Raw genomic sequence first — 25,761 nt, 5'->3', positions numbered from 1 at the left:
GAGGAGAAGACATGGAATTCCTGAACGCCTTTTCCCATCTTGATTGGGCCCAAGTCCTGCACCTGACCGGGCAGCACATCACCCTGGTCGGCATTGCCGTGATCCTCGCGATCCTGATCGGCGTGCCCCTGGGCATCCTGATGACGCGCTTCCCGACGCTTGCAGGCCCGCTGCAAGCCAGCGCCACGGTATTGCTGACCGTACCGTCCATCGCCCTGTTCGGCCTGCTGCTACCGTTCTACTCCAAATTCGGCCAGGGCCTGGGGCCGATGCCGGCGATCACCGCCGTGTTCCTCTACTCCCTGTTGCCGATCATGCGTAACACCTACCTCGCCCTCACTGGCGTGGAGCCTGGCATTCGCGAAGCCGCCAAAGGCATCGGCATGACCTTCGGCCAGCGCCTGCGCATGGTCGAGTTGCCCATCGCCGTGCCGGTGATTCTCGCCGGTGTGCGCACCGCCGTAGTGATGAACATCGGTGTGATGACCATCGCCGCCACCATCGGCGCCGGTGGCCTGGGTGTACTTATTCTGGCTTCCATCAGCCGCAGCGACATGTCGATGCTGATCGTCGGCGCCGTGCTGGTCAGTCTCCTGGCCATCTTCGCCGACCTGCTTCTGCAATGGCTGCAACGCTCGCTGACTCCAAAAGGACTGCTCAAATGATCGAACTTCAAAACCTGTCCAAGACCTTCCAAAGCAACGGCAAGACTGTAACGGCCGTGAACGATGTAAGCCTGACCGTCAACGAAGGCGAGATTTGTGTGTTCCTCGGCCCATCGGGTTGCGGCAAGAGCACCACGCTGAAAATGATCAACCGCCTGATCAAGCCCACCTCGGGCAAGATCCTGATCAATGGCGAAGACACCACCGATCTCGACGAAGTGACCCTGCGCCGCAACATCGGTTATGTGATCCAGCAGATCGGCCTGTTCCCGAACATGACCATCGAAGAAAACATCGTGGTGGTGCCCAAGCTGCTCGGCTGGGACAAGCAGAAATGCCACGACCGCGCCCGCGAGTTGATGAGCATGATCAAGCTGGAACCCAAACAGTACCTGCATCGCTACCCGCGTGAGCTGTCCGGTGGCCAGCAACAGCGCATCGGCGTGATCCGCGCACTGGCGGCCGATGCGCCGCTGCTGCTGATGGACGAGCCGTTCGGCGCAGTCGACCCGATCAACCGCGAGATGATTCAGAACGAATTCTTCGAGATGCAGCGCGCGCTGAACAAGACCGTGATCATGGTCAGCCACGACATCGACGAGGCCATCAAGCTGGGTGACAAGATCGCCATCTTCCGTGCCGGCAAATTGCTGCAGATCGACCATCCGGACACGCTGCTGGCGCACCCTGCCGACGAGTTCGTCAGCAACTTCGTGGGCCAGGACAGCACCCTCAAGCGTCTGCTGCTGGTGAAGGCCGAGGATGCTGCGGACAACGCGCCGTCGGTGAGCCCGGAGACCCCGGTGGCCGATGCCCTGGAGCTGATGGACGAAACCGACCGCCGCTATGTGGTCGTCACTTGTGCCGAGAACAAGGCGCTGGGTTATGTACGCCGTCGCGACCTGCACCGTCAGACCGGCACCTGCGGCCAGTATCTGCGCGAGTTCAACGCCACGGCGGCGTACGACGAGCATTTGCGCATCCTGCTGTCACGCATGTACGAGTTCAACCGCTCGTGGTTGCCGGTGATGGATGCGGAACGGGTGTTCCTCGGGGAAGTGACCCAGGAGTCGATTGCCGAGTACCTGAGCTCTGGTAAGTCGCGTGGGGGCAAGACCAGTATCGTGTCACCAGCTGAAACTGCGTTGGCCTGACACAACACAGGTCAACATGTGGGAGGGGGCAGGCCCCCTCCCACATTTGGCTCTATGGTGGGCCAAGGAAATCCCGCTGATTTGCCCCATTCGGGGAACATCATTCCGTCACACCGGTCGGTTACATAAGTAGCTGCACGGGTTCGCGCGACGAACGCGTGCAAAAACGCGACATTTTTAGTTGATCTCAAGCCCCTCACGTCCTAAAGTTCGCGCCGAACGTCCATGCTGGAAACGATCCATCCGGCTCAAGTACTGACGACGAGACAGCAAGGCCAAGGGAAGCGGTTGATCCCATGGCCTTTTTGCTTTCGGCGACATGCCTTGGGAAGTAGGCGAACCAAAGTGGGGATACGGAGGACGTTCATTTGCACCCATTGACTAAATCAGTTTGCCCTTAGGAGTTCCCAGCATGTCGATCAACGTCGAAGATTATTTCGCGCGCGCCACTTTTGACAAAATGAAGGCGTTCGCCGACAAGCAAGAAACCCCGTTCGTGGTGATCGACACCGCGATGATCAGCCAGGCCTACGATGACCTGCGCGCCGGTTTCGAATTCGCCAAGGTCTATTACGCGGTCAAGGCCAACCCGGCCGTCGAGATCATTGACCTGCTCAAGGACAAAGGCTCGAGCTTCGACATCGCTTCGATCTACGAGCTGGACAAGGTACTGGGCCGCGGCGTCAGCCCTGACCGTATCAGCTACGGCAACACCATCAAGAAGTCCAAGGACATCCGCTACTTCTTTGATAAGGGCGTACGCCTGTTCTCCACCGACTCCGAAGCCGACTTGCGCAACATCGCCAAGGCCGCGCCGGGTTCGAAAGTGTATGTGCGTATCCTCACCGAAGGCTCGACCACGGCTGACTGGCCGCTGTCGCGCAAATTCGGCTGCCAGACGGACATGGCCATGGACCTGCTGATCCTCGCCCGCGACCTGGGCCTGGTGCCGTACGGCATCTCGTTCCATGTCGGTTCGCAGCAGCGCGACATCAGCGTATGGGACGCGGCGATCGCCAAGGTCAAAGTGATCTTCGAGCGCCTGAAAGAAGAAGACGGCATCCACCTCAAGCTGATCAACATGGGCGGCGGCTTCCCGGCCAACTACATCACCCGCACCAACAGCCTGGAAACCTACGCCGAAGAAATCATCCGCTTCCTCAAGGAAGATTTCGGCGACGACCTGCCGGAAATCATTCTGGAGCCGGGCCGTTCGTTGATCGCCAACGCCGGTATCCTGGTCAGTGAAGTGGTATTGGTTGCACGTAAATCCCGTACTGCCGTCGAGCGTTGGGTGTACACGGACGTGGGCAAGTTCTCCGGCCTGATCGAAACCATGGACGAAGCCATCAAGTTCCCGATCTGGACCGAGAAGAAAGGCGAGATGGAAGAAGTGGTCATCGCAGGTCCCACCTGCGACAGCGCCGACATCATGTACGAAAACTACAAATACGGCCTGCCGCTGAACCTGGCGATTGGTGACCGCTTGTACTGGCTGTCGACCGGTGCGTACACCACCAGCTACAGCGCGGTTGAGTTCAATGGCTTTCCGCCACTGAAATCGTTCTACGTGTAAAACGGCCGCACATAAAAAACCCATGACATGTCATGGGTTTTTTTACACCTCAAGAAAGGCTTACCGCGCGTTGTTGATAGGCACCGGCCATCGCCCGGATCCGCGGATCATTCGCCGCTACCAGGGCCTTGTGCGCCACCCGCAAGAACTTCAGGTTCCCGCCCGCCAACGCCTTGCGCAACCATTCCAGCGCCGCGTCGATCTGACCTCTGTCGGCCAGCACCGCCGCATAGCTGAACTGCCCGCGAAAATCACCGGCCTCGGCTGAGCGTCGATACCAGTCCACAGCGGCGTCCAGGTCCTGTGGGCAGAACCGACCATCTTCCAGGTAACGCCCCAGCAGGTTCATCGACTTGGCATGCCCCTGCTCGGCCGCCCGGCGATAACAGGCCAATGCTTGTCGTTGGTCCTCGGCGACACCGCGCCCCGTGGCCAGCAGATTGGCGTAGTTGTACTGCCCCCAATCCAACCCTGCGTCGGCAGCCGCCCGATATTCCCGCGCCGCCGCCGCCTCATCGACATCACATCCCCAGCCATGCTCGCGGCAACGCCCAACCATGTTGCGGGCCATCAAATGCCCGCTGTGCGCGGCGATCTGGAACCAGCGCAAGGCCAGTGTCTCATCGCGTGCGATGCCGCGCCCTTCGAGCAGGATTTGCCCGAGCAACGCCTGGGCATCGACCACTCCTTCCTTCGCCGCCATCAGGATTGCCTGGGCAGCGCGCACGGGGGAATCGTCGAGCATCGCTTGCAGTTGCTCAACGTTGAGCACCTCTTCCCGACGCAATAAAAAGCCCATGTCAGACCTCGACCCAACGGCGCAACAGGTTGTGATACGTACCGGTGAGTTGAATCAGCGCGGGGTGGTCAGGCACATCGGCGGTCAGTTGCTGGATCGCACCGTCCATTTCAAACAGCAGGGTGCGCTGGCTGTCTTCACGTACCAGGCTCTGGGTCCAGAAGAACGAGGCGTAGCGTGCGCCACGGGTCACGGCGTTGACTTTGTGCAGGCTGGAGCCGGGGTACAGCACCATGTCGCCGGCCGGCAGCTTCACGCGCTGCAGGCCGAAAGTGTCCTGGATTTCCAGTTCGCCGCCGTCGTATTCGTCCGGGTCGCTGAAGAACAGCGTCGATGACAGGTCGGTGCGGACCCGCTCGTGGCTGCCCTTGGGTTGGCGCACGGCGTTGTCGATATGAAAGTCGAAACTGCCGCCCGCCGTGTAGCAATTGAGCAGCGGCGGAAACACCTTGTGCGGTAACGCCGCTGACATAAACAGCGGGTTCTGCCAAAGCCGTTCAAGCATCGCCGCGCCGATTTCCTTGGCCAGCGGGTGGCCCTCGGGCAATTGCAGGTTGTGCTTGGCCTTGGCGGACTGGTGCCCGGCGGTGATTTTACCGTCGGCCCACTCGGCGTTTTCCAGGGCCTGGCGGATGCGCTGCACCTCCTCACGAGAGAACAGGCCGGGGATGTGCAGCAGCATGGGGCAGTACCTGAATTCAGAGAGGCGCCAATGGTATTGATTCTTATCCGCCCTGTAAAACGCCAGGACGAACGAGATCGTAAAAACCGTAAGCAAAAAGTGTAAAGAATGTAAATTCAGTGCAATTAGCAATTTATCGCAATTGATAGAAAGTCTTGTTCGCCCTATATTCCGCGACCTCACATCCTTGGGGAAAGGACACGTCATGTCGCGCACCACTACAAAAATACCTGCCGGTTCACCACGCATGCTGGCTTCAGCCATCGGCGTTGCCCTCAGCGCCAGCTCTGTCGCCCATCTGGCACAAGCTGCCGAAGACACTGAACAAAAAGGCCAGCGCAACAGCATTTCCCTGGGCGCCACCAGCATCACCGGGGAAGCGCAGGACAACACCTCCTACCAGGTCGAAAAAGCCTCGTCGCAGAAATACACCGCACCGCTGGTGGATACCCCGCGCTCGGTCACCGTGGTGCCGCAACAAGTCCTCAAGGACACCGCCGCCACCTCGTTGCAGGATGCCTTGCGCACCGTGCCGGGCATCACCTTTGGCGCGGGCGAAGGCGGCAACCCCCAGGGCGACCGCCCGTTCATCCGCGGTTTTGATGCCCAGGGCGACACCTACCTGGACGGCGTGCGCGACACCGGTGGCCAGAGCCGTGAGATCTTCGACATCGAGTCGATTGAAGTCAGCAAAGGCCCGAACTCTTCGTTCGGCGGTCGCGGTTCAGCCGGCGGCAGCCTCAACCTGGTGAGCAAGACCCCACAAGCGCGGGACTTCACCAACGGCGGCTTCACCTACGGTTCCGACCAGACCCGCCGCTACGTACTCGACGTAAACCGCCAGTTCCTCGATGACAGCGCCGCGTTCCGCCTGAACCTGATGAGCCATGAACAGAACGTGGCTGGCCGCGACGCGGTCAATTACGACCGTTGGGGCGTGGCACCGTCGCTGACCTTTGGCCTGGGTACCCCGACCCGCGTCAACCTCAGCTACTACCACCTGGAAAGCAACGACCTGCCGGATTCGGGGATTCCCTACGGCTATGGTTCGTCGACCGCCACCGCCCATGTGCATGACAAGCCCAACGATGGCGGCGACAGCAATAATTTCTACGGTTTGAAGGACCGCGACTTCCGCAAGACCCGCGCCGATATCAGTACGTTCTCCATCGAGCACGACCTGAACGACACCATGACGCTGAAAAACACCCTGCGCCATGGCAGCACCGGCCAGGATTACATTCTTACCCAGCCGGACGACAGCAAGTTCAACGTCAACCGCTACGGCACCGTGTGGCGTCGCGCCAATAGCCGGGTTTCGACCACGACCACCACCACCAACCAGACCGACCTGTTCGGCACGTTCCAGGCCCTGGGTTTCAAGCACAGCTACTCCACCGGCCTGGAGTTCACCGGTGAAGAAACCCGCGTCAGCAGCTACACCATCAGCCCCAACGCCAACCCAGTGTGCACCGTGGCCAAAGGCAGCCTGGGCGGCCAGTGCACCTCCCTGAGCAATCCGAACCCGGATGACGCCTGGACCGGCAGCATCGCCCGCAACTACTACGGCACCGCCACCAAGGCCACCAGCCGTGGCGCCTATGTGTTCGACACCATCGAGCTGGACCCCAAATGGTTGCTGAACGTCGGCCTGCGCTACGACACCTTCGACACCGTGGCCAACACCGACTCGGCCACCGGCCGCAGCAAAATCAAGGAAGACAGCCAGTTCTTCAACTGGCAGGCCGGCCTGGTCTGGAAGCCAGTGGAAAACGCCAGCATCTATGCGTCCTACGCCACATCGGCGACACCTGCCGGTGGCCTGGTCGGTGAAGGGTCGGACGGCAACCCACTCTCAGCCGGTGCCGCCACCAGCGACCTGCAGCCCGAAGAAACCGTCAACTACGAGTTGGGCACCAAGTGGGACCTGTTCCACGATCGCCTGTCCCTCACCGCTGCGGTGTTCCGCACCGAAAAGAAAAACACGCGCATCCTCGTGGACGCGCTCACCTATCAGAACGCCGGCGAATCCCAGGTCGACGGCCTGGAACTGTCCGCCAGCGGCAAGATCACCGACCAGTGGCAAGTGTTCGCCGGCTACAGCTACCTGGACAGCGAGCTGGTCAAATCCGGCCTCAACGGGCGTAACGGTGTCGTCAGCGCGGGTTCGAACAAAGGCAACCAGATGCCGAATACGCCGAAGAACACCTTCAGCCTGTGGACCACTTACGACGTCACCTCCAAGCTCACCCTCGGTGGCGGTGCGTTCTACGTCGACCAGGTTTATGGCGACGCCGGCAACACCGTCTATGTACCGTCCTACACCCGCTACGATGCCATGGCCAGCTACAAACTGACCAAGAACGTCGACCTGCAACTGAACGTACAAAACCTGACCGACAAGGTTTACTACGACAAGGCCTTCTCGACACACTTCGCCAACCAGGCGGCCGGTCGTACGGCCCTGTTGACCACCAGCTTCCATTTTTAAGCAGCAGCGTCGCGCAGCAGAGGGCCCCACGCATCGGATGCGTGGGGCTTTTGCGTGTAAAACAGAATGTTTCTCGACAAGCCACGGCATAATGCGCGCCGTGCCCTACATATCCGGATAGACGAGGCGGTCAGACGTGTTGAAGAAAACCCTGTTTCAGTTGCACTGGTTCTTCGGCACCACTGCCGGGCTGGTGCTGGCCTTGATGGGGATCAGCGGGGCTGCGGTCTCGTTTCAGGATGAAATACTGCGGGCGCTCAACCCCAGCGTGCTGACCGTGGAAAAACGCGAAGCCGGTGTGCTGCCGCCCGCCGAACTGGTGCGCAAGCTGGAGGCCACCGAAGGCCAGACCGTGGCCATGCTGTTCGTCGAAAGCGAAAGCGGCAACGCCGCCCGCGTGTTCTTCACCGCGCCGCCCGGCGAGCGCCGTGGCCAACTGCGCTATTTCGATCCCTACACCGGCGACTACATGGGCGACGTGCTCGGCCAGGATGTCTTCGGCTTTCTGCTGCAGTTCCACCGTTTCCTGGTGATGGGCGATACCGGGCGCAACATCACCGGCGCGTGCACGCTGATACTGGTGTTCTTCTGCCTATCCGGCCTGTACCTGCGCTGGCCGCGCCAGGTGGCGAGCTGGCGGGCCTGGCTGACGCTGGACTGGCGCAAAAAAGGCCGTGCCTTCAACTGGGACCTGCACTCGGTGTTCGGCACCTGGTGCCTGCTGGCTTACCTGCTGTCGGCGTTGACCGGCTTGTATTGGTCCTATGACTGGTACAGCCAGGGCCTGACCAAGCTGTTGTCCGACGCCCCGCAAAACGAACGGGTGCGCAAGCGCGGCCCGGCGCCCGAGGGTGCGGCGCCGGTGGCCAACTACGATGCGATCTGGAGCAGCATCTACAGCAACGCCGGCCCGGGCTTGAGCGCCTATAACATCCGCATGCCAGCGGTCGCCGGGCAACCGGCCATCGTCTACTACCTGTTGAAAAACTCGCCCCATGACCGGGCGCTGAACCAGATCAACCTCGACCCGGCCACCGGCGAGGTCAAATCCCACGACCAGTACGCCAGCAAAAGCCTCGGTTCCAGACTGCTAACCAGCGTCTATGCGCTGCACACCGGCAGTTACTTCGGCTTGATCGGGCGGATTGTCCTCACGCTCAGCTCGGTGCTGATGCCGCTGTTCTTCATCACCGGCTGGCTGCTGTACCTGGACCGCCGGCGCAAAAAACGCCAGGTGCGAGATGCGCGCAAAGGCCTCACAACCAACCCCAGTAACGCCCCGGCCTGGCTGATCGGTTTTGCCAGCCAGAGCGGTTTCGCCGAACAGCTTGCCTGGCAAACGGCCGGGCAATTGCAGGCCGCCGGCCTGCCAGTGAAGGTGCAGCCCCTGGGCAGCGTCAGCCAGGACGACCTGCGCCAGTCGGAAAACGCGCTGTTTGTGGTCAGCACCTTCGGCGACGGCGAAGCGCCTGACAATGCCCGTGGTTTCGAGCGCAGCGTGCTCGGCCAGGACCTGTCCCTCAAGGGCCTGAACTACTCGGTGCTGGCCCTGGGTGATCGCCAGTACGAACATTTCTGCGGCTTTGCCCGCCGCTTGCATTTCTGGCTGACCCATCAGGGCGGCAACCCACTGTTTGCGCCCGTGGAAGTGGACAGCGGCGACACCGCCGCCCTGCTCCACTGGCAACAACAACTCGGCCAACTGACCGGCCACGCCCCGGCATCCGCCTGGCCGACGGCCCAATATGAAAACTGGACGCTCAGCCACCGCTCATTGCTCAACCGCGACAGCAGCGGCTCGGACGTCTACCTGCTGGGCCTCACCTCGCCGTCGCCACAAAGCTGGCAAGCCGGCGACCTGGTGGAAGTGCTGCCACGCAATTGCCCGTGGGCCATCGAACACTTCCTCGAAGGCCTGGGCCTGGCCGGCAGTGACAGCGTATTGATCGACGGCATGGCGCATACGCTCGACCAGGCCCTGGCCACCCGCCAGTTGCCAACCCATCGCGCGCACCTGGTCGGCCTGCACGCCCAGGCGCTGGTGGACGCGTTGGTACCGCTGGGCATGCGCGAATACTCCATCGCCTCGATTGCCAGCGATGGCGTGCTGGAACTCATCGTGCGCCAGGAACGTCACCCCGACGGCAGCCTGGGCCTGGGCTCGGGCTGGCTGACCGAGTACGCCGCCCTCGGCTCGAGCATCAGCCTGCGTCTGCGCCGCAACAGTGCGTTCCACCTGCCACAGGCGCCGGTGCCGCTGATCCTGCTGGGCAACGGCACCGGCCTGGCGGGCCTGCGCAGTCTGCTCAAGGCCCGCATCGCCGACGGCCAGCAGCGCAACTGGCTGCTGTTTGGCGAGCGCAATATCAAGCATGACTTCCTCTGCCAGGACGAACTGCAAGGCTGGTTGGCCAGCGGCGATCTGGCGTTGCTCGACCTGGCGTTTTCCCGCGATCAGCAAGAGAAGATCTACGTGCAGGACCGCCTGCGCGAGTCAGCGGATGTGCTGCGTAAATGGCTGGCCGACGGCGCGGCGATTTATGTGTGCGGAAGTCTGCAGGGAATGGCGACGGGGGTGGACCAGGCGCTGGTGGATATCCTCGGCAGTGAAGCCGTGGCGCGGTTGATCGAGCAGGGGCGTTATCGCCGCGACGTGTACTGACCCCCTGAACGAGCAACACTCAACCTGTGGGAGGGGGCTATCCCCCTCCCACAATTTTTAATGCATTCCAAGTCAGGTGGGCTGGAGTTTTTGTTCGAACACCGAGACGCCATCCAGGTCCCGCAGCACCACAGTCAATTCCGCCGTCTGCCCATCAATGTTCACCTCGCCAAAAAACTGAAACCCCGCCAGCGGCGAGGTGTTCTGCGCCGGCGGTGCCTTCTCGAACACCACTTCGGGGCCAAAGGTCTTGTCCAGCGGATTAGGCCCGAAACTCCCGGCGTTCAACGGCCCGGCGACAAACTCCCAGAACGGCTCGAAATCCTGGAACGCCGCACGATCCGGGTGGTAGTGATGCGCGGCGCAGTAGTGCACATCGGCGGTCAGCCACAGGTGGTTGCGCACGTTTTGCGCCCGTAGAAAGCCCAGCAGCTCGGCGATTTCCCATTCGCGGCCTTGCGGCGCACCGGGATCGTTGTTGGCGATGGCTTCCCAGCGCGGCACGCCGGGGTTGACTTCACCGTCGGGCACGCCAAGGCCGATGGGCATGTCGGCGGCGATGACTTTCCACTGCGCCTGGGAGCCCTTGAGTTCACGCTTGAGCCAGTCCAATTGCGCACGCCCGAGGAAGGGTTTTTCGCCGCCGAGGTTGTCATCGTTGGGCCCGCGATAACTGCGCATATCCAGCACGAATACATCCAGCAGCGGACCGTAGCTGAGCTTGCGATAAATCCGCCCGCCGCCGTCCGCTGCCTGGCGGCGCATCGGTGAGTATTCCAGCCACGCCTGGCGCGCACGGCCGACCAGGGTGTTGATGTCCTTGACCCGGTAACGCTCATCCAACTGCTTGCTCGGGGACCAGTTGTTCACCACTTCATGGTCGTCCCACTGCCAGATCTGCGGCACCTCGGCGTTGAAGCGGCGCACGTTTTCATCCATCAGGTTGTAGCGGTAATTGCCGCGATACTCCTCCAGGGTTTCAGCGACTTTACTCTTGGCCTCCGTGGTGATGTTGCGCCAGATGCGCCCGTCTTCGACGGTGAGCTGCGCGGGCACCGGGCCGTCGGCGTAGATGGTGTCGCCACTGTGGATAAAAAAGTCCGGCAGACGCAGGCGCATGGCTTCGTAGATACGCATGCCGCCGATGTCCGGGTTGATACCGAAGCCTTGGCCGACGGTGTCGCCGCTCCACACAAACCGAATGTCACGGCGCTGTTGCGGCACGCTGCGCAGGTGGCCGAACCAGGGTTCGCTGGCGATGCCGGTCTGGGCGTCCTCGAAGTGCACGCGGTAGAAGATCGCCTGGTCGACAGGCAACCCGGTGAGCTCGACGCGGGCAGTGAAGTCGCTGCGCTGGTCGGCCAGCGACGAAACAAAACGACGAGGGTTGCTGAACACGCTGCGGGTGTCCCACTCCACCACCATCTTGGCCGGGCGGTCGCTGCGGCTCCAGATCATGGCGCGGTCGCCGAGCAGGTCGCCGGACTGCACGCCATCGGTGAGCTGCGGCCGGTCCTTGACCGAAGCGATCACCGCCGGCGCCAGGCCCGGCAACAACAGGCCGGCGCCGACGGCTTGCATCACGCGGCGGCGGCCGAGATCGAAGTGGCTCATGCAGGTGCCCTCTTGAGTATCAAAAGGGCCACTAAAGCACGCCCCGATGAAGCAGAGATGACACCTATACAGCGATCAACGGTGGGAGGGGGCTTGCCCCCGATGGCTGACCCACCGCTATCGGGGGCAAGCCCCCTCCCACATTTTCTACGCCGCGTCAGACGGTCACGGTCAGTTCTTGCGCTTCGGGGCGTTTGATCAACGCATAGACCAGGCCGGTCAGCAGGCTGCCGGCGACAATCGCCAGCAGATACGGCAATGCATGGTTCATCGCATTCGGGATCACCAGCACAAACAGGCCACCATGGGGCGCCGCCAGTACGCAGCCGAAGTACATGGACAGGGCACCGGTCAATGCACCGCCGGCGATACTGGCCGGAATCACGCGCAACGGGTCCTTCGCGGCAAACGGGATCGCGCCTTCGGAGATGAAGCACAAGCCGAGGATCATCGCCGCCTTGCCCGCTTCGCGTTCGGTCTGGGCGAACTTGCGGCGCGCCAGGAACGTGGCGATGCCCATGCCGATCGGCGGCACCATGCCGGCCGCCATGGTCGCGGCCATCGGCGCGCCGCTGTGGGCCGCCAGCAGGCCGACGGAAAATGCGTAGGCCGCCTTGTTGATCGGCCCGCCCAGGTCGACACACATCATGCCGCCCAGCAGGATGCCCAGCAGTACCGCATTGGTCGTGCCCATGGTGCTGAGAAAATCAGTCAGCCCCACCAGCATGCGCGCGACCGGCGGCCCCACCAGGTAGATCATCGCCAGGCCGGTGAACAGACTCGCCAGCAACGGGATGATCAGGATCGGCTTGAGCGCCTCCAGGCTCTGCGGCAATTTCACTGCGCGGGTGATCAACTTGACGCAATAACCGGCGAGGAAACCGGCGAAGATGCCACCGATAAATCCAGCACCCAGGGTGCCGGCCAGCAGGCCGCCAATCATGCCCGGCGCGATGCCCGGACGGTCGGCAATCGAGTAGGCGATGTAGCCCGCCAGCAGCGGCACCATCAGCATGAAGGCGCGGTCGCCGACGGTTTTCAGCGCAGCCGCCAGGGTGCCTTCCTGTTCAAAGGCGTGAATGCCGAACACGAACGACAAGGCGATCAACAACCCGCCTGCCACCACCATCGGCAACATGAACGACACACCGGTGAGCAGGTGTTTGTACACGCCGGTTTTTTCCGGCTTGGCCACCGCGCCGCTGGCCGCGCTTTCCACCGCACCTTCGGCAAGGGCCTTGTTGAGGGTGGCTTCGGACTGCTTGAGCGCAATACCGGTGCCGCACCGGTAGATCTTCTTGCCGGCGAAGCGCTCGGTGGCGACTTCGATATCGGCGGCCAACAACACCACATCGGCATTGGCGATTGCTTCGGCGCTCAATGGCGTACGGGCACCAACCGAGCCCTGGGTTTCGACCTGCAAGTCATAACCCAGGCGCTTGGCCGTCTGCTGCAAGGCTTCGGCAGCCATGAAGGTGTGGGCGACGCCGGTCGGGCAGGCGGTGATCGCAACGATGCGCGGCGCGTTCCTGGCCGGGGCTTCAGCAGCGACATACACCTGCGCCTCTTCGGCGCCACGACGCAATACGGCGTCGACATCCGCCAACGCCTGGGCCGGTGTGCTCTGGAACACGCGCTTGCCGACAAAGCGCTGCATATCCACCGGGGTGCTGCTGACCAGCAACACCCATTCGGCGTCGTCGATGACCGACTGGGACAATTGGCGCTCCGGGCGCTGCACATCCACCACTTCAACGCTGGTACTCCAGCCCTGGCGCTGCGCGGCGGCGTCCAACAAGCGGGCGCACAGCACACTGGTGACCATGCCGTTCGGGCAGGCAGTAACAATGGCTAACTTCATCACAAACCCTCTTATTGTTCTGTCAGCGTGCGCACGTGGACGCCGCTTTCGAGGCGCGCCAACTGCGCGTCATCGCTGATGCCAAAACCGATCTGCGTCACGGCCATGGCGGCAATTGCCGTGGCGCGGCGCAGGGTCTGTTCCGGGGTATCGCCGCTGAGCAGGCCGTGCAGCATGCCGGCCAGCAGCGAGTCACCGGCCCCGACGGTACTGGCCACCGTCACCTTTGGCGGCGTGGCCTGCAGCGCCGCGCCTGGGCGGTACCAAGTGACGCCGGCAGCGCCATCGGAAACCACCACATGTTCCACGCCTTGCCGATGCAGTTGGCCGATTGCATCCGGGGCATGCCCCAGGGCATCGGCCAGTTCTTCAGTGTTGGGCTTGACCATCCACGGCCCCGCTTTCAAACCGGCGCGCAGCGCTTCGCCGCTGGTGTCCAGGGCGACTTTCAACCCGAGGTTTTTCAGTTGCGCCAACAGCCCCTGGAACCACTGCGGGCTGATGCCACGCGGCAGGCTGCCGGCCACCACCACCGCATCGAATTGCGCACCGATATCGGCGATGCGCTTGAGCAGCGCAGCTTGCGCCGCGTCACTGACCACCGGCCCCGGCGCATTGATATCGGTGACCCGGCCTTGCTGTTCGGCAATCTTGATATTGCTGCGGGTTTCGCCCGGCACGCGAATGAACGCGTCACCAAACCCACGGCGGGCGATGAGTGCCTCGAAGGCCTGGGGGTTCGCCTCGCCGAGGAAACCGCCCACGCTCACCTGATGGCCCAAATCCGCCAGCACCTGCGCCACATTCACACCCTTGCCGGCGGCATGGGTCAGCAGGGTTTCGCTGCGGTTCACTTCACCCGGTTCCAGGTGCGCCAGGCGCACCGTCAGGTCCAACGCCGGGTTCAGCGTCAGGGTCAGAATCCTTGCCATCTACACGGCCTCCACTAGGGCACGCACTTCGGCGGGCGAACCCACCGCCAGTGCTTGTTGCGCCAGGCCCTGGGCCTCGCTCAGACTGAATTCACGCACCCGCGCCTTCACTTCCGGAATGCTGCGGGCCGACACGCTCAACTCATCCACACCCAGGCCGATCAGCACCGGCACCGCCAGCGCGTCCGCCGCCAGCTCGCCGCACACCCCCACCCATTTGCCATGGGCATGGGCGGCGCGCACGGTGATGTCGATTAGTTGCAGCACCGCCGGGTGCAGGCCATCGGCCTGGGCGGACAAGGTGGGGTGACCACGGTCGATGGCCAGGGTGTACTGGGTCAGGTCGTTGGTGCCGACGCTGAAGAAATCCACTTCCTTGGCCAGCACCGGCGCGAGCAAGGCCGCCGACGGCACTTCGATCATGATCCCCAGTTGCAGGTCCGCCACCGGGATTTCCAGGCGCAGGCGCTCGGTCATATCACGGGCGGCACGCCATTCGTCGACGCTGCCGACCATGGGGAACATGATGCGCAGCGGGCGGCTATCGGCGGACCGTAACAGCGCGCGCAATTGTGCTTCCATGATCTGCGGGCGTTGCAGGGTGAGACGGATGCCGCGCACGCCAAGGAAGGGGTTTTCTTCCTCGGCAATCGGCCAATACGGCAACGGTTTGTCGCCGCCCACATCGAGAGTACGCACCACCAGCGGGCGACCGCCAAGACCGTCGAGCACGCGGCGGTATTCGGCCTCCTGGGTGGCTTCGTCCGGGGCCTGCGGGTGGGCCATGAAAATCAGTTCGGTGCGCAGCAGGCCGATGCCTTCGGCGCCCTGTTCCACCGCGCCGGCAACCCCAGCGCTTTCGCCGATATTGGCGAACACTTCCACGGCATGGCCGTCGCGGGTCAGCGCCGGTTCATGGCGTTGCGCCGAAGCGGCTTGCAGGCGTTGTTCGCGGGTGTCGCGCTCGACCGTGGCGCGTTGCAGGGTGGCGGCGTCGGGGTCGACATGCAGGCGACCGCGCTGGCCATCCAGCAGCAAGGGGGTGCCGGAGGCCAGCAGCAACACCGCCGGGCCGGCGCCGACCAGCGCCGGGATACCGAGGGCACGGGCGACGATGGCGCTGTGGGCCGTCGCGCCGCCTCGGGCGGTGAGGATGCCGGCGACGCGCGCGGGATCAAGACGCGCCACGTCCGACGGACCGACCTCGTCCATCACCAGAATGTAGGGCTCGCTCGGCTCCTGGGCGGTTTCGACGCCGCACAGTTGCGCCAATACACGGCGGCCGATGTCACGCAGGTCGGCGGCGCGCTCGGCGAGCAAGGCGTCCTGCAACGATTCCTGCTGCCTGGCGGCCGCTTCGATCACACTCATCCACGCGGCTTCGGCGCTCTCGCCTTGCTTGAGGCGGGTGTCGACTTCGTCGGTGAGTTCCGGGTCGTCGAGCATTTCCTGGTGGGTGATGAAAATCTCGCGGATCGCCTTGGAAGGGTTGCGTTCGATCAGGCCCTGGATGTCGCGGCGCACTTCGCCCAGGGCACTGTGCAGGCGCTGGCGCTCAATAGCGGAGGATTCGCCGCGCAGGGGGTAATCGAACGTTTGCTGAACCTGGATATGCGCGGGGCCAATAGCGATGCCCGGTGCGGCGGCAATGGCCTGGACCTGGCTGCCGCTGGTCGGCGCATTGACAACCGGCTCGATATCCAGGGCTGCCGGTTGGACGCTGACCGTCGGTAGCGGCTCGACCTCTTCACCGAGGCCTTCCTCCACAGCGGCGAGCAACGCGGGCAGCGCATCGCCGGCAATCGTCGGCTCGGCGACAAACTCCAGCACCTGGCCACGCCGCGCGCCGAGGCTCAACAGCTTGCTCAGGCTTTTCACCGACACGGCGCCGACCGGGCCGTCAACGATGCGCACGCGGATGTCGCCGTCAAAACTTTTCGCCAACTGCGCAAGGATCTTCGCCGGGCGTGCATGCAGGCCATGGGCGTTGGCCAGGGTGACGCGGGCGCTGGGCCAGTCCGGAGGCAGTTCGCCGCCAAGCACTTCGAGCACGGCCCGGCTGCTGGTGGCGCGGCCCAGTTCCTGGCCGCGACCTTCGATGAGCAAGGCGCACAGGCGCTCCAACAGCGCTTGGTGGGCTTCACCGAGGCTGGCCAGGCAGAACAGGCCATGGAGTGGCTGGCCGAGGTAACGCATGGGCTTGTCCGGGGTGACAAACGCCAAGCCCGGGCGCTTGACGGTCTGTTCACTGTGCAACCACCACAGGCCATCGCCCAGGGGCAGCGCGTCAACCTGCTGCAACACGGCGGCGAAACCATTGCTCACACAATCGGCCTGGCGCAACAGGCGTGCGCCGCGCCAGACCAACTCTTCGAAGTCGTCGGCGGACACACCCAGGCTGATCATCTGCGCATCCAGCGCCAGTTCCTGCGGTGCGCCTTGCAGCAGTTTCAGCAGGACTTCGGCGCTTCCGGCACGGCGCAATGCCTGGCCCAGGTCGGTTTCGCCTAGGGCACGGGTGAGCAGTTGCAACAGGCGCAGGTGTTCGTCAGATTTGGCGGCAATGCCAATGGCCAGGTACACGATCTGGCCGTCGCCCCAGTCCACCCCTTCGGGGAGCTGCAGCAGGCGCACGCCGGTAGAGAACACCTGGTCGCGGGTTTCGGGGGTGCCGTGGGGGATGGCAATACCTTGGCCGAGAAAGGTCGAGCCCTGGGCTTCACGGGCCTGCAAGCCACTGAGATAACCCTCGGCGACCAGGCCATCAGCCACCAGTTTGTCAGCGAGCAGGTGCAAGGCAGCAGATTTATCCACAGCCACCTGGCCCATGGAAATCTGCTCTACAGTGAGCTCAAGCATGCCGTTCTCCTAGTTAGTGCGGTGACCGCACTAGGTATTGTTTTAAACAAACAGTGTAATGGGTGTGCATCAATAGCTGACTGAGCAGTCAGTTGGCAGTAGCTACTCAGTCGCGAACGTCGTAAAAATACGCTGGCTGAAACGTTTAATCTAGAATTTATGGCAGATTACGCGTTAATTGCGCATCCTTGAACAACCACTCGGCACTTGAGCTGAGACATTAGTCGAGTGCTGGAATCGGTTACGATTGGACAAAATGTCGGGGCAAGCTCCAGAAAACAAGGAAATCCCGGTTTGAAACTCAGTGATATCGCCCGTCTGGCCGGTGTGTCCGTGACCACCGCCAGCTACGTCATCAACGGCAAGGCCGAACAGCAACGCATCAGCAACGCCACCGTCGAACGGGTGCGGGCTGTCGTCGAAGCCCATGGCTTTACTCCTAACCCACAGGCCGCCGGGCTGCGCAGTCGGCACACGCGCACCCTGGGTTTCATCCTGCCCGATCTGGAAAACCCCAGTTACGCACGCATCGCCAAGCTTCTGGAGCAAGGCGCACGGGCGCGGGGCTATCAGTTGCTGATCGCCAGCTCCGACGATGACGCCGACAGCGAACGCCAGTTGCTGCAACTGTTCCGCGCGCGGCGTTGTGATGCGCTGTTCGTCGCCAGTTGCCTGCCGGCCAGCGATGACAGTTATCGCGAGCTGCAAGCCAAGGGGTTGCCGGTGATTGCCATCGACCGGGTGATGGGTGCGGATCAGTTCTGTTCGGTGGTCAGCGACGACCGCCAGGCGTGCCAGCAATTGACCAGCAGCCTGCTGCAACCGTTGCCCAAGCAGATCGTGCTGATCGGCGCACGACCCGAGCTGAGCATCAGCCAGGAACGCGCCGCTGGTTTCCGCGAAGCCCTTGCCGGGTTCACCGGCGAGGTGATCGTCGAACACGCAGAAGCCTTCAGTCGCGATTGCGGCCGACAGCTGATGGAGCAACTTCTACAGCGACTGGGGCATTTGCCTGACGCGCTGGTGACCACGTCCTACGTGCTGCTGCAAGGCGTGTTCGACGCACTGCATGACTTCCCGCTCAAGTCGCGCCCGCTGCGCCTGGGAACCTTTGGTGATACCCAGTTGCTGGACTTCCTGCCGCTGCCGGTCAACGCCATGGCCCAGCAGCACCAACTGATCGCCGATACCGCCCTGCGCCTGGCCCTGGCGGCGATCGAAGAAGAACAGTATCAACCCGGCGTGCATGCCATCGGCCGGACGTTCAAGCAGCGTATTCACGAGGCTTGAGCGTGGAGCTGATCGACACCCATACGCACCTGGACTTCCCGGATTTCGACAGCGATCGCCGGGAAGTCCTCGCCCACAGCCGAGCATTGGGCGTGCGGCGCATGGTGGTGTTGGGGGTGTATCAGCAGAATTGGCAAAGAGTGTGGGACCTGGTGCAAGCGGACGAAGGTTTGTTCGCCGCCTTTGGCCTGCACCCGGTGTACCTCGACGATCATCGCCCAGCTGACCTGACGGCGTTGGGCGATTGGTTGATGCGCCTGCACGGCCATCGGCAACTGTGCGCCGTGGGGGAAATAGGCCTGGATTACTTCCTCGAACAACTGGACCGCGAACGCCAGCAAAGCCTGTTTGAAGCCCAACTCAAACTGGCCGTGGACGTCCAACTGCCGGCGCTGCTGCACGTGCGTCGCAGCCACGCCGCCGTGATCGCCACCCTCAAGCGCATCCGCCTGCCCCGCGGCGGCATCATCCACGCGTTTGCCGGCAGCCACGAAGAGGCTCGCGAGTACATCAAGCTCGACTTCAAATTGGGGTTGGGCGGCGCCCCCACCTGGCCCCAGGCCTTGCGCATGCACAAGGTGCTGGCGCAACTGCCGCTGGACGCGGTGGTGCTGGAAACCGACTCACCCGATATGGCGCCGGCCATGTTCCCGGGCCAACGCAACAGCCCCAAACACCTGCCGGCCATCTGCACCGCCCTGGCCGAGCGCATGGGCATCAGCCCGCTATCGTTGGCTGAGGCGAGCACACGCAATGCGTGCCAGCTGTTCAATTGGTAAGACTGGCGCGACCACTTGCAGATCCAACGTGATCCGCTGCCGGTAACGGGCATAGCGCAGCGCCAGGAAATGTACCAGCAGCACCACCAGTGACACGTTGAACTGCCCGACTACTGTGATCAACCCCACCCATTCGGCGACCAGTGCCACGATCAGCACCATGCAGGTGAACACCGCCATGCTCGGCTGCACCAGCGCCCAATGCCCCAACAACTTGAACGCCCGCAATTGCCGAGGGCAACTCAACTGCAGGAATTGCTGGCAATACGGGCAATCGAACGGCTCTTCGATGGCGATGGCATTCAACTGCCAAGGCTTGAGTTCAAACCTGATATCACAATGGGCGCAATGCCCTTTGATGCCGACCGCAATGGTCATCGCCGTGCTCCCTGAACTTGAATTTGTCTGAAACAAATTCTCACCCATTCACCCAGCCAGAAAAGACACCCACGGAAATCAGGACAAGCGCTACACCGGCAAGCAATACGCCCTACCTACATTTCCTACACTCGAAACGCACCGATCAATTGCTTCAACTCAATCACCTGCATCGATAGCTGCCGGCTCGCCGCTTCGGTCTGGTGTGCGCCCTGGGCCGCATGCTCGCCGGCGCGGTTGATTTCGACGATGTTCTGGTCAATGTCGTGGGCGACGGCGGTCTGTTGCTCCACGGCGGCGGCAATCTGCTGGTTCTGGTCGACGATCATACCCACGGCGCCAAGAATATTTTCCAATGCCTGCTGGACCTTTTCCGACTGCCCGACCGTGCCACTGGCCATGGAATGGCTGGTGCCCATGGTTTTCACGGCGGCTGCCACACCGCTGTGCAGGCGGCTGATCATCTGTTCGATTTCTTCGGTGGAATGCTGAGTGCGCCGGGCCAGGGTGCGCACCTCGTCGGCCACCACTGCAAAACCACGTCCCTGTTCACCGGCCCGCGCGGCTTCGATGGCTGCATTGAGTGCCAGCAGGTTGGTTTGCTCGGCAATGCTTTTGATCACCTCCAGTACGCTGCTGATGGACTGGCTGTCAGTGGCCAACTGGTTGATCACCCGTACCGACTCATCGATCTCCGAGGCCAGCCGCGCGATGCTGCCCTGCTGGGATTGCACCAGGCCACGGCCGCTGACGGTTTCGTCGTTGACACTGTGGGCACTGCTGACTGCCGCCGCCGCGCTGCGCGCGACTTCCTGGGCAGTGGACGACATCTGGTTCATGGCCGTTGCCACCTGCTCGATCTGGCTACGCTGCCCGGACACCGCCTGATTGCTTTGAGCCGAGATCGTTTCCACCTGGCCGGCCTGGAGCTCGACCTGGCTGACGGTGTGCCCGACGCGCTCGATCAGGTCGTGGATCTTCGCCACGGTGCCGTTGAACACCTGGCCCAGGTCGCCCAACTCATCGCGACTATGCGCAACAAAAGTGACGGTCATGTCGCCGGCCGCCACCTTGTCCATCATCGCCCCCAGGCGCCGCAGCGTGGTGCGGGTGGACGCGTAGAAACCGGCGTACAAATAGAAGATCAGCAAGAACACGGCGCTCAGGGCCGACACGAGCACCACCATGTGCATGCGGTTTTGCGCCAGGCGTTGCTCCAACTGCTGTCCGAGGAACGCCAGGGTGGCGTCATCCAGCTGATAGGTCTGGGCCATCAACTGGCTGACGCCGTCGTAGAAGCCCTGCCAGGGTGCGTCGAGGGTTTCGGCCATCACCACCTGCTCTTCAAACAACTCGCTGCCATGCTTGAGGCTGGCGTTGCTGGCCGTGGCGAGGTTGTCGAGTGCCGCGTGGGCTGCGGTACTGGAGCCCAGGGCATCCTGCAACTTCAGGCCATATTCGGCCTGGAGTTTTTCCAGTTGCTGCAAAAGCTCGTCAAACCGTGTGCTTGACGAAGAATTGAGAAAACCCTGGCCCAGGGAATACGCGCCCATCGCCCGGCCTTCGCCCAGGGCCTGGGTGACCTGCGGGGTGACGCTGGTGATCAGCTCGCTGAGTTGGCGCAGGTCACTCTGGGCGTCTCGGCTGAGCCCGGATTGGCTGGCGACGATCTGGCTGAGCATCTGCGCCTTGTTGAGCAACTTGCCGATCAATGCACTTTTGCTCAGCAGCGACGTTTCCTGTTGCTGGGTCTTGAAGGCCGAAATCAACTCGTCGCGCTTGGCATTGAAAGCCGCAATCTGCTCGGGCTCGGTGGCCATAGCGTTGAGGCCTTGCAGGCGGTTGAGCACGCTTTGTTCCAGGGCGCTGATCTTGCCGTCAAGATCGCCGGCCTTGCCGGACTGGCCGAGGGTGGCGTTGATCTGTACCTGGTTGTTGAGGGTTTCCAGGTCGCGGCGCAGGGCCAGGCTGCTGCCAAGTAAATCGAGGCTTTGCAGTTCGACGCGAGTGCCCTGGAATTCACGCCATGAGTCACGCACCAAGTAATAGTTGGTTGCCAGCATCGGCAGCAGGAACAATACGCTGATCAGGCTGAACTTCATGCCGAAGCTCAGGCGATTCATCAAGGCGACGGCGGGATAGAGCAAGCTCTTCACAGGTGAACTCCCTTTCTTTTATTTTTATTGAGGTGCAGGGCGGCAGTTAGCCAGCATCTGTATAGCTCAATTTGAGAGGGAGTTTTGTAACTTAAGGTTAATGGTTGGTGGGGCTGCTTCGCAGCCCAGCGCGGGGCAAGCCCGCTCGCCACAAGCAAGCCCGCTCGCCACAGGCGAGACTGCTCACTACGGCGAGCCGGCTTCTACAGGGTCAGGGTAGGACGGTCCAGATGGCGAAGCCGGCGTACCACAGCACCGCTGCGCGTAGCAGCAGTTCCCAGAGTCGGTCCAGGCTGTTGATGCCATCGGGACCGACCGCAGGGGGTGGGATTTCGGCGGCGACCAGGCCGACTTTTTCCACCAGTTGGGCGGCGCTGATGTCCCAGCTCAGCAGTTCATGGAGCATCACACGGCTGACCGCAACGAAATTTCCGACCAGGGCAAAGCTGGCGGCCAGCAGGCGTACCGGCAGCCAATCGAACGCGTGGCGCAGTTGCCCGGCCCGCTCGGCTACCAAAGGGTTTTTGCTGTGTTCACTGGCCAGTGCGAGCAGCCGATAAGCCAGTGCGGCAACCGGGCCCAGCAGGAAGTACCAGAAAATCACCGCGAAAAAACTCTGGTAGGCCTGCCATAACAGATGACCCTGGACGCGTTCGAGCAATTGCTCGCCACTGTCGGCGCTCAGGCTCAGGTCACGTTCGGCCACATGCTCGGCGGCCTGCAGGTCACCCCGTCGCCAGGCATCGCGGAACGGACCAAGCCCGGCGAGCAAGTCACCACGACCCAGGCTGTAGATCACCACCAACAGGTGCACCGGTAGCGCCACCAGCCCGTACGCCACCGGCTCCAGCACCAGCAGCAACAGCGCCAGCAAGGCCACCGGCAACAACACCAGCAACGCCAGAATCAGCCAGGGCTGCTTGCCCATGCGCGGGCTCGATTCCAGATTGGCCAGTTCGCGCAACCAACCACCATCTCGCTGCAACCGCTGGCGCAGGGCCGAAAACTTCTCGATCCATACAGCCAGCACCAACACCAGGAAACTCATCGTGCGTGTCCTCCATCCTGCAGGGCGCTGCGAAAGCGCGTCCAATCAAAAGCGGGGCCGGGATCGGTCTTGCGTCCCGGAGCGATATCGCTGTGACCACAAATGCGCTCGGGGGTGATGCCTGGGTAAGCCACCAGCAACTGGCGGGTCAGGTCGATCAGTGCGGCATATTGAGCGTCGGTGAACGGCAGATCATCCGTGCCCTCCAGCTCTATCCCCAGGGAAAAATCATTGCAGGTGTCCCGCCCCTCGAAATACGACACCCCGGCATGCCAGGCACGGTGGATGCAGGATACAAACTGCGTCACGGCGCCATCACGCTCAATCAGAAAATGCGCTGATACCCGTAGGTCGGCAATCCCTTCAAAGTAGGGATGTTCCGTGACATCCAGGCGGTTCTGGAAAAATTCCTGCACTTTGCCGGTGGCGAACTGCGCCGGTGGCAGGCTGATGTTATGCACCACCAACAGTGAGATTTCGCCGGCGGGGCGCTCGTTGAAGTTGGGCGACGGGCAATGACGGATGCCCTGGCACCAACCGCTGGTGGGGTCCAACTGCATACAGGTTCCTTGAACGATACAAAGTGTGACCAGTATGCCGCGTTAGACCCTCCGGTTGCGATCACTTGCCGCGATTGAGTTGACGCAACTTGTCCACCACAGCAGTCAGGGCGCGCTCGAACAGGGGCCCGTCTTCCAGCGTGTGCAGTGCACCACGCTTGAACGCCATTGCCAGTTGGCCCGCGCTCTTTTCCAACACCTTGAGCCCCGTGCGGCTGATGAACACATAAGTGTTGGCCGGCGCCATGATCGCTGTCAGCTTGCAGCGCAGCGTGCTGGCCTGGCCTTCCTGGAAGAGTACCCAGTCGCCCACCTTGAGTTGGAGAGCCTTGTACAGGTCAGGATCGTTACCCGGCAGCTCGGTGACCGGGTCGGGTGACGCCGTACTCAGCAAAAATGGCTCACGCACCTCGATCAGCTCATCAACGCCTTCAGGTGCCTGGATATGCAACGCCTGCAAGCGCACAAAGAATTCTCGGGTGCTGAAGGGGTCAAACGCCGCGCTGGTCAAACCGTCGCGCAAGGCCTTGAGCAACCCCGGCAGTTGTTCCAGCAAACGTCGCCCGGCCTCGGTGTCCTGCTGCAGGCCGACGCTCCAGATCAACTCGTCCATGGTGCGCAGCCCAGCTTGCCATTGCACTGACTGCTCGCCGTGCTTGAGGCTCGCCAGCAGCAACACCTGGCTCCAGGCCTGTTGCAGGAACTGCACCACAGGACGCGGCAGGACCTTGCCCAACAGCCGTTTATTCAGCACATCAGCCACACGCTGGCGGGCGGCTTCAGTGCGCACACGCCCGGCTTCGGCATCGCGGGTGTGCTGTTCGAGCAAGTCGCTGCGCCGGCGTTCATCGGCGGCAAACGCGCTGAACTCGGCGAGCAATTGAGAAAAAATCGCCGGATCTTCGACAAATTCGTTGAGCAGGCGCTGCACCACTTGCTCGATGCGCAGGTAGAGAGGGTCGCATGCCTGGCTATCACACGGGCTGCAGCCCATGGCGACGGTCGCGACTTCATTGAGCAGGCGCCGCGCCGGATGGCTGGCGCGACTGAAAAAACTCTTGTCCAGCAACGCCACTTTCAGCAGCGGGATCTGCAAGCGGCCGATCAGGGCCTTGAAGGCATCGGGCACGGTACGGTCATTGAGGATGAACTCAAACAGCAGCGCAACCAGATTGATCACGTCTTCGTCCGCGTCCTCCACCACCCGCGACTTACCACTCTTGACGCTGATACGGGTGAGCAATTGTTCAAGCTGGCTGCGCAGGTCGAAATCGTCCTCCGACTCAGGCTCCGGCACGTACTGCTGCAAATGGGAGAGCAGGCGCAGCAGGTCCTGGGTGGAAATGGGCAACGGCTCGGCGCTGGCCTCAAGCGTCGGCGCCACACTGCCACGCACCGCTGTCAGCAATGGCTGAAGCGCGGCGAAGGCTTCCTGGCCATTTTCGTCACCGGACCGGTCGGCGACTGGCGGAGTTGCTTCGCGCGGATGCTCGGGTGCCGCACGCCCATCGATGCGCCGTGACGGTACGGCCTTGAGTTCAGGTAAGACGCCGGTTGCGACCAGCAGTTGATTGGCTTCACCGTATAGCTGGTCGGCGTCACTGAGCACGTATTTTTCAAAGAGCTTGAGCATGACCAGTTTGACGCGGATCTCCACGCCCAGGCTGCGCCCCGCCCGCAGGAAAAACTCACACAGCAGCGCCGGCCCCAGCGGGTTCTCACGATCATCCAGACGGTTGCCCAGTAAAGCGCTCAAGCGTGCCGTAAGTTGCGCAAGAGCCAGGCCGTCACGGTGGCGCACCCGACCCAACATGGCTTCAAGCGCCACGGCTTTTTCCAGGTCGTCCCTGGTCGAACCCGGCACGCCGTCGTAGGAAACCACCGGCACCAGTTGCAGCTCGCCCCGCCCTGCCTGGCCCAGACTGGCAAAGGCGTCGAAAAGACGCTCCATGAACACACGTTCGAAATTCTTGCGCTTGAGGCGCAGATCACGCATGGCTTCAAAGAAAATATGGTGATCGAGGTTGTTGCGCGCCTTGTCGGCCATTTCGAACAGTGTGTCGTCGGCGTTATCGAACAGCTCCTGCAACCCTTGCTGCAACTGTTGCGCCGCTTTGTCGCGAACCTGCAGCAACACCACCGGCAGTCGGGCGAGCGGCGATGGCGTGGCATGCGCCTTCTTGATTGGCACCACCTTTCCGTCATTGTGCATCCTGGCCTCCTGAAACGGCGGTATTGGGCGAGACGTCAAAGCT

Annotated in this window: 18 protein-coding genes; 7 read left to right on the top strand and 11 right to left on the bottom strand. The window is 62.4% G+C overall.

What is annotated here, in order from left to right; translation table 11 throughout:
• Window positions 1–11: 11 nt before the first annotated feature.
• The 3 genes from BFN10_RS19875 to BFN10_RS19865 all read left to right on the top strand — a co-directional run bounded on the left by BFN10_RS19875 (window position 12) and on the right by BFN10_RS19865 (window position 3,395).
• The gene (locus BFN10_RS19875) at window positions 12–665 is read left to right on the top strand and encodes an ABC transporter permease (protein WP_058423040.1); all 654 of its coding nucleotides are present in this window, start codon (window positions 12–14) and stop codon (window positions 663–665) included.
• On the top strand, window positions 662–1,819 hold the full coding sequence (locus BFN10_RS19870) for an osmoprotectant ABC transporter ATP-binding protein OsmV (RefSeq protein WP_071491102.1): 1,158 nt from the start codon (window positions 662–664) through the stop codon (window positions 1,817–1,819). Before BFN10_RS19875 ends, BFN10_RS19870 begins: the two co-directional genes overlap by 4 nt.
• A 412-nt stretch (window positions 1,820–2,231) precedes the next feature.
• A complete protein-coding gene (locus BFN10_RS19865) occupies window positions 2,232–3,395 on the top strand; it encodes a type III PLP-dependent enzyme (protein ID WP_071491101.1) in 1,164 nt (387 codons plus the stop codon).
• A gap of 49 nt (window positions 3,396–3,444) precedes the next feature.
• On the opposite strand, the gene BFN10_RS19860 is transcribed toward BFN10_RS19865, so the two are convergent.
• Window positions 3,445–4,194, bottom strand: a complete 750-nt coding sequence (locus BFN10_RS19860; RefSeq protein ID WP_071491100.1) for a tetratricopeptide repeat protein — start codon at window positions 4,192–4,194, stop codon at window positions 3,445–3,447.
• Between the two features lies 1 nt (window position 4,195).
• Complete coding sequence (locus BFN10_RS19855; RefSeq protein ID WP_071491099.1) at window positions 4,196–4,876, bottom strand: Fe2+-dependent dioxygenase; 681 nt, start codon at window positions 4,874–4,876, stop codon at window positions 4,196–4,198.
• Window positions 4,877–5,081: 205 nt separating this feature from the next.
• Between BFN10_RS19855 and BFN10_RS19850 the strand changes: the two genes are divergently transcribed.
• Window positions 5,082–7,367 (top strand): TonB-dependent receptor, encoded by a 2,286-nt coding sequence (locus BFN10_RS19850; RefSeq protein ID WP_071491098.1) that lies wholly within the window; start codon window positions 5,082–5,084, stop codon window positions 7,365–7,367.
• 136 nt (window positions 7,368–7,503) lie between these two features.
• The gene (locus tag BFN10_RS19845) at window positions 7,504–10,029 is read left to right on the top strand and encodes a sulfite reductase flavoprotein subunit alpha (protein WP_071491097.1); all 2,526 of its coding nucleotides are present in this window, start codon (window positions 7,504–7,506) and stop codon (window positions 10,027–10,029) included.
• 72 nt (window positions 10,030–10,101) lie between these two features.
• Here BFN10_RS19845 and BFN10_RS19840 read toward each other — a convergent pair whose 3' ends face one another.
• The 4 genes from BFN10_RS19840 to ptsP all read right to left on the bottom strand — a co-directional run bounded on the left by BFN10_RS19840 (window position 10,102) and on the right by ptsP (window position 17,295).
• On the bottom strand, window positions 10,102–11,643 hold the full coding sequence (locus BFN10_RS19840) for an alkaline phosphatase D family protein (protein ID WP_071491096.1): 1,542 nt from the start codon (window positions 11,641–11,643) through the stop codon (window positions 10,102–10,104).
• Between the two features lie 157 nt (window positions 11,644–11,800).
• Entirely contained in the window at window positions 11,801–13,504 is a 1,704-nt protein-coding gene (locus BFN10_RS19835; RefSeq protein WP_071491095.1) for a PTS fructose-like transporter subunit IIB, read from the bottom strand.
• Window positions 13,505–13,515: 11 nt separating this feature from the next.
• Window positions 13,516–14,436 carry a 1-phosphofructokinase gene (gene pfkB / locus BFN10_RS19830; protein WP_071491094.1) on the bottom strand — a complete coding sequence of 307 codons (921 nt, stop codon included), beginning with the start codon at window positions 14,434–14,436 and terminating at the stop codon, window positions 13,516–13,518.
• Window positions 14,437–17,295 carry a phosphoenolpyruvate--protein phosphotransferase gene (gene ptsP, locus BFN10_RS19825; protein ID WP_071491093.1) on the bottom strand — a complete coding sequence of 953 codons (2,859 nt, stop codon included), beginning with the start codon at window positions 17,293–17,295 and terminating at the stop codon, window positions 14,437–14,439.
• Window positions 17,296–17,589: 294 nt separating this feature from the next.
• On the opposite strand from ptsP, the gene cra reads away from it, so the two are divergent.
• Window positions 17,590–18,585, top strand: a complete 996-nt coding sequence (gene cra, locus BFN10_RS19820) for a catabolite repressor/activator (protein WP_071491092.1) — start codon at window positions 17,590–17,592, stop codon at window positions 18,583–18,585.
• A gap of 2 nt (window positions 18,586–18,587) precedes the next feature.
• Window positions 18,588–19,364, top strand: a complete 777-nt coding sequence (locus BFN10_RS19815; protein ID WP_071491091.1) for a TatD family hydrolase — start codon at window positions 18,588–18,590, stop codon at window positions 19,362–19,364.
• On the opposite strand, the gene BFN10_RS19810 is transcribed toward BFN10_RS19815, so the two are convergent.
• The 5 genes from BFN10_RS19810 to BFN10_RS19790 all read right to left on the bottom strand — a co-directional run bounded on the left by BFN10_RS19810 (window position 19,311) and on the right by BFN10_RS19790 (window position 25,718).
• Window positions 19,311–19,742, bottom strand: a complete 432-nt coding sequence (locus BFN10_RS19810; protein ID WP_071491090.1) for a hypothetical protein — start codon at window positions 19,740–19,742, stop codon at window positions 19,311–19,313. The genes BFN10_RS19815 and BFN10_RS19810 overlap by 54 nt on opposite strands.
• A 125-nt stretch (window positions 19,743–19,867) precedes the next feature.
• Window positions 19,868–20,572 carry a methyl-accepting chemotaxis protein gene (locus BFN10_RS30185; RefSeq protein WP_371322044.1) on the bottom strand — a complete coding sequence of 235 codons (705 nt, stop codon included), beginning with the start codon at window positions 20,570–20,572 and terminating at the stop codon, window positions 19,868–19,870.
• Window positions 20,573–22,109: 1,537 nt separating this feature from the next.
• Window positions 22,110–22,946 carry a regulatory signaling modulator protein AmpE gene (gene ampE, locus BFN10_RS19800; RefSeq protein WP_071491088.1) on the bottom strand — a complete coding sequence of 279 codons (837 nt, stop codon included), beginning with the start codon at window positions 22,944–22,946 and terminating at the stop codon, window positions 22,110–22,112.
• Window positions 22,943–23,506 carry a 1,6-anhydro-N-acetylmuramyl-L-alanine amidase AmpD gene (ampD, locus tag BFN10_RS19795; RefSeq protein WP_071491087.1) on the bottom strand — a complete coding sequence of 188 codons (564 nt, stop codon included), beginning with the start codon at window positions 23,504–23,506 and terminating at the stop codon, window positions 22,943–22,945. Before ampD ends, ampE begins: the two co-directional genes overlap by 4 nt.
• A gap of 61 nt (window positions 23,507–23,567) precedes the next feature.
• Window positions 23,568–25,718, bottom strand: a complete 2,151-nt coding sequence (locus BFN10_RS19790) for a DUF1631 domain-containing protein (protein ID WP_071491086.1) — start codon at window positions 25,716–25,718, stop codon at window positions 23,568–23,570.
• Window positions 25,719–25,761 lie beyond the last annotated feature (43 nt).

Source organism: Pseudomonas extremorientalis (assembly GCF_001870465.1).
In the GTDB taxonomy this organism is placed as follows: Bacteria; Pseudomonadota; Gammaproteobacteria; order Pseudomonadales; family Pseudomonadaceae; genus Aquipseudomonas; species Aquipseudomonas extremorientalis.
The sequence above is the reverse complement of the archived record's forward strand: the minus strand, read 5'-3'. Positions and strand labels throughout refer to the sequence as shown.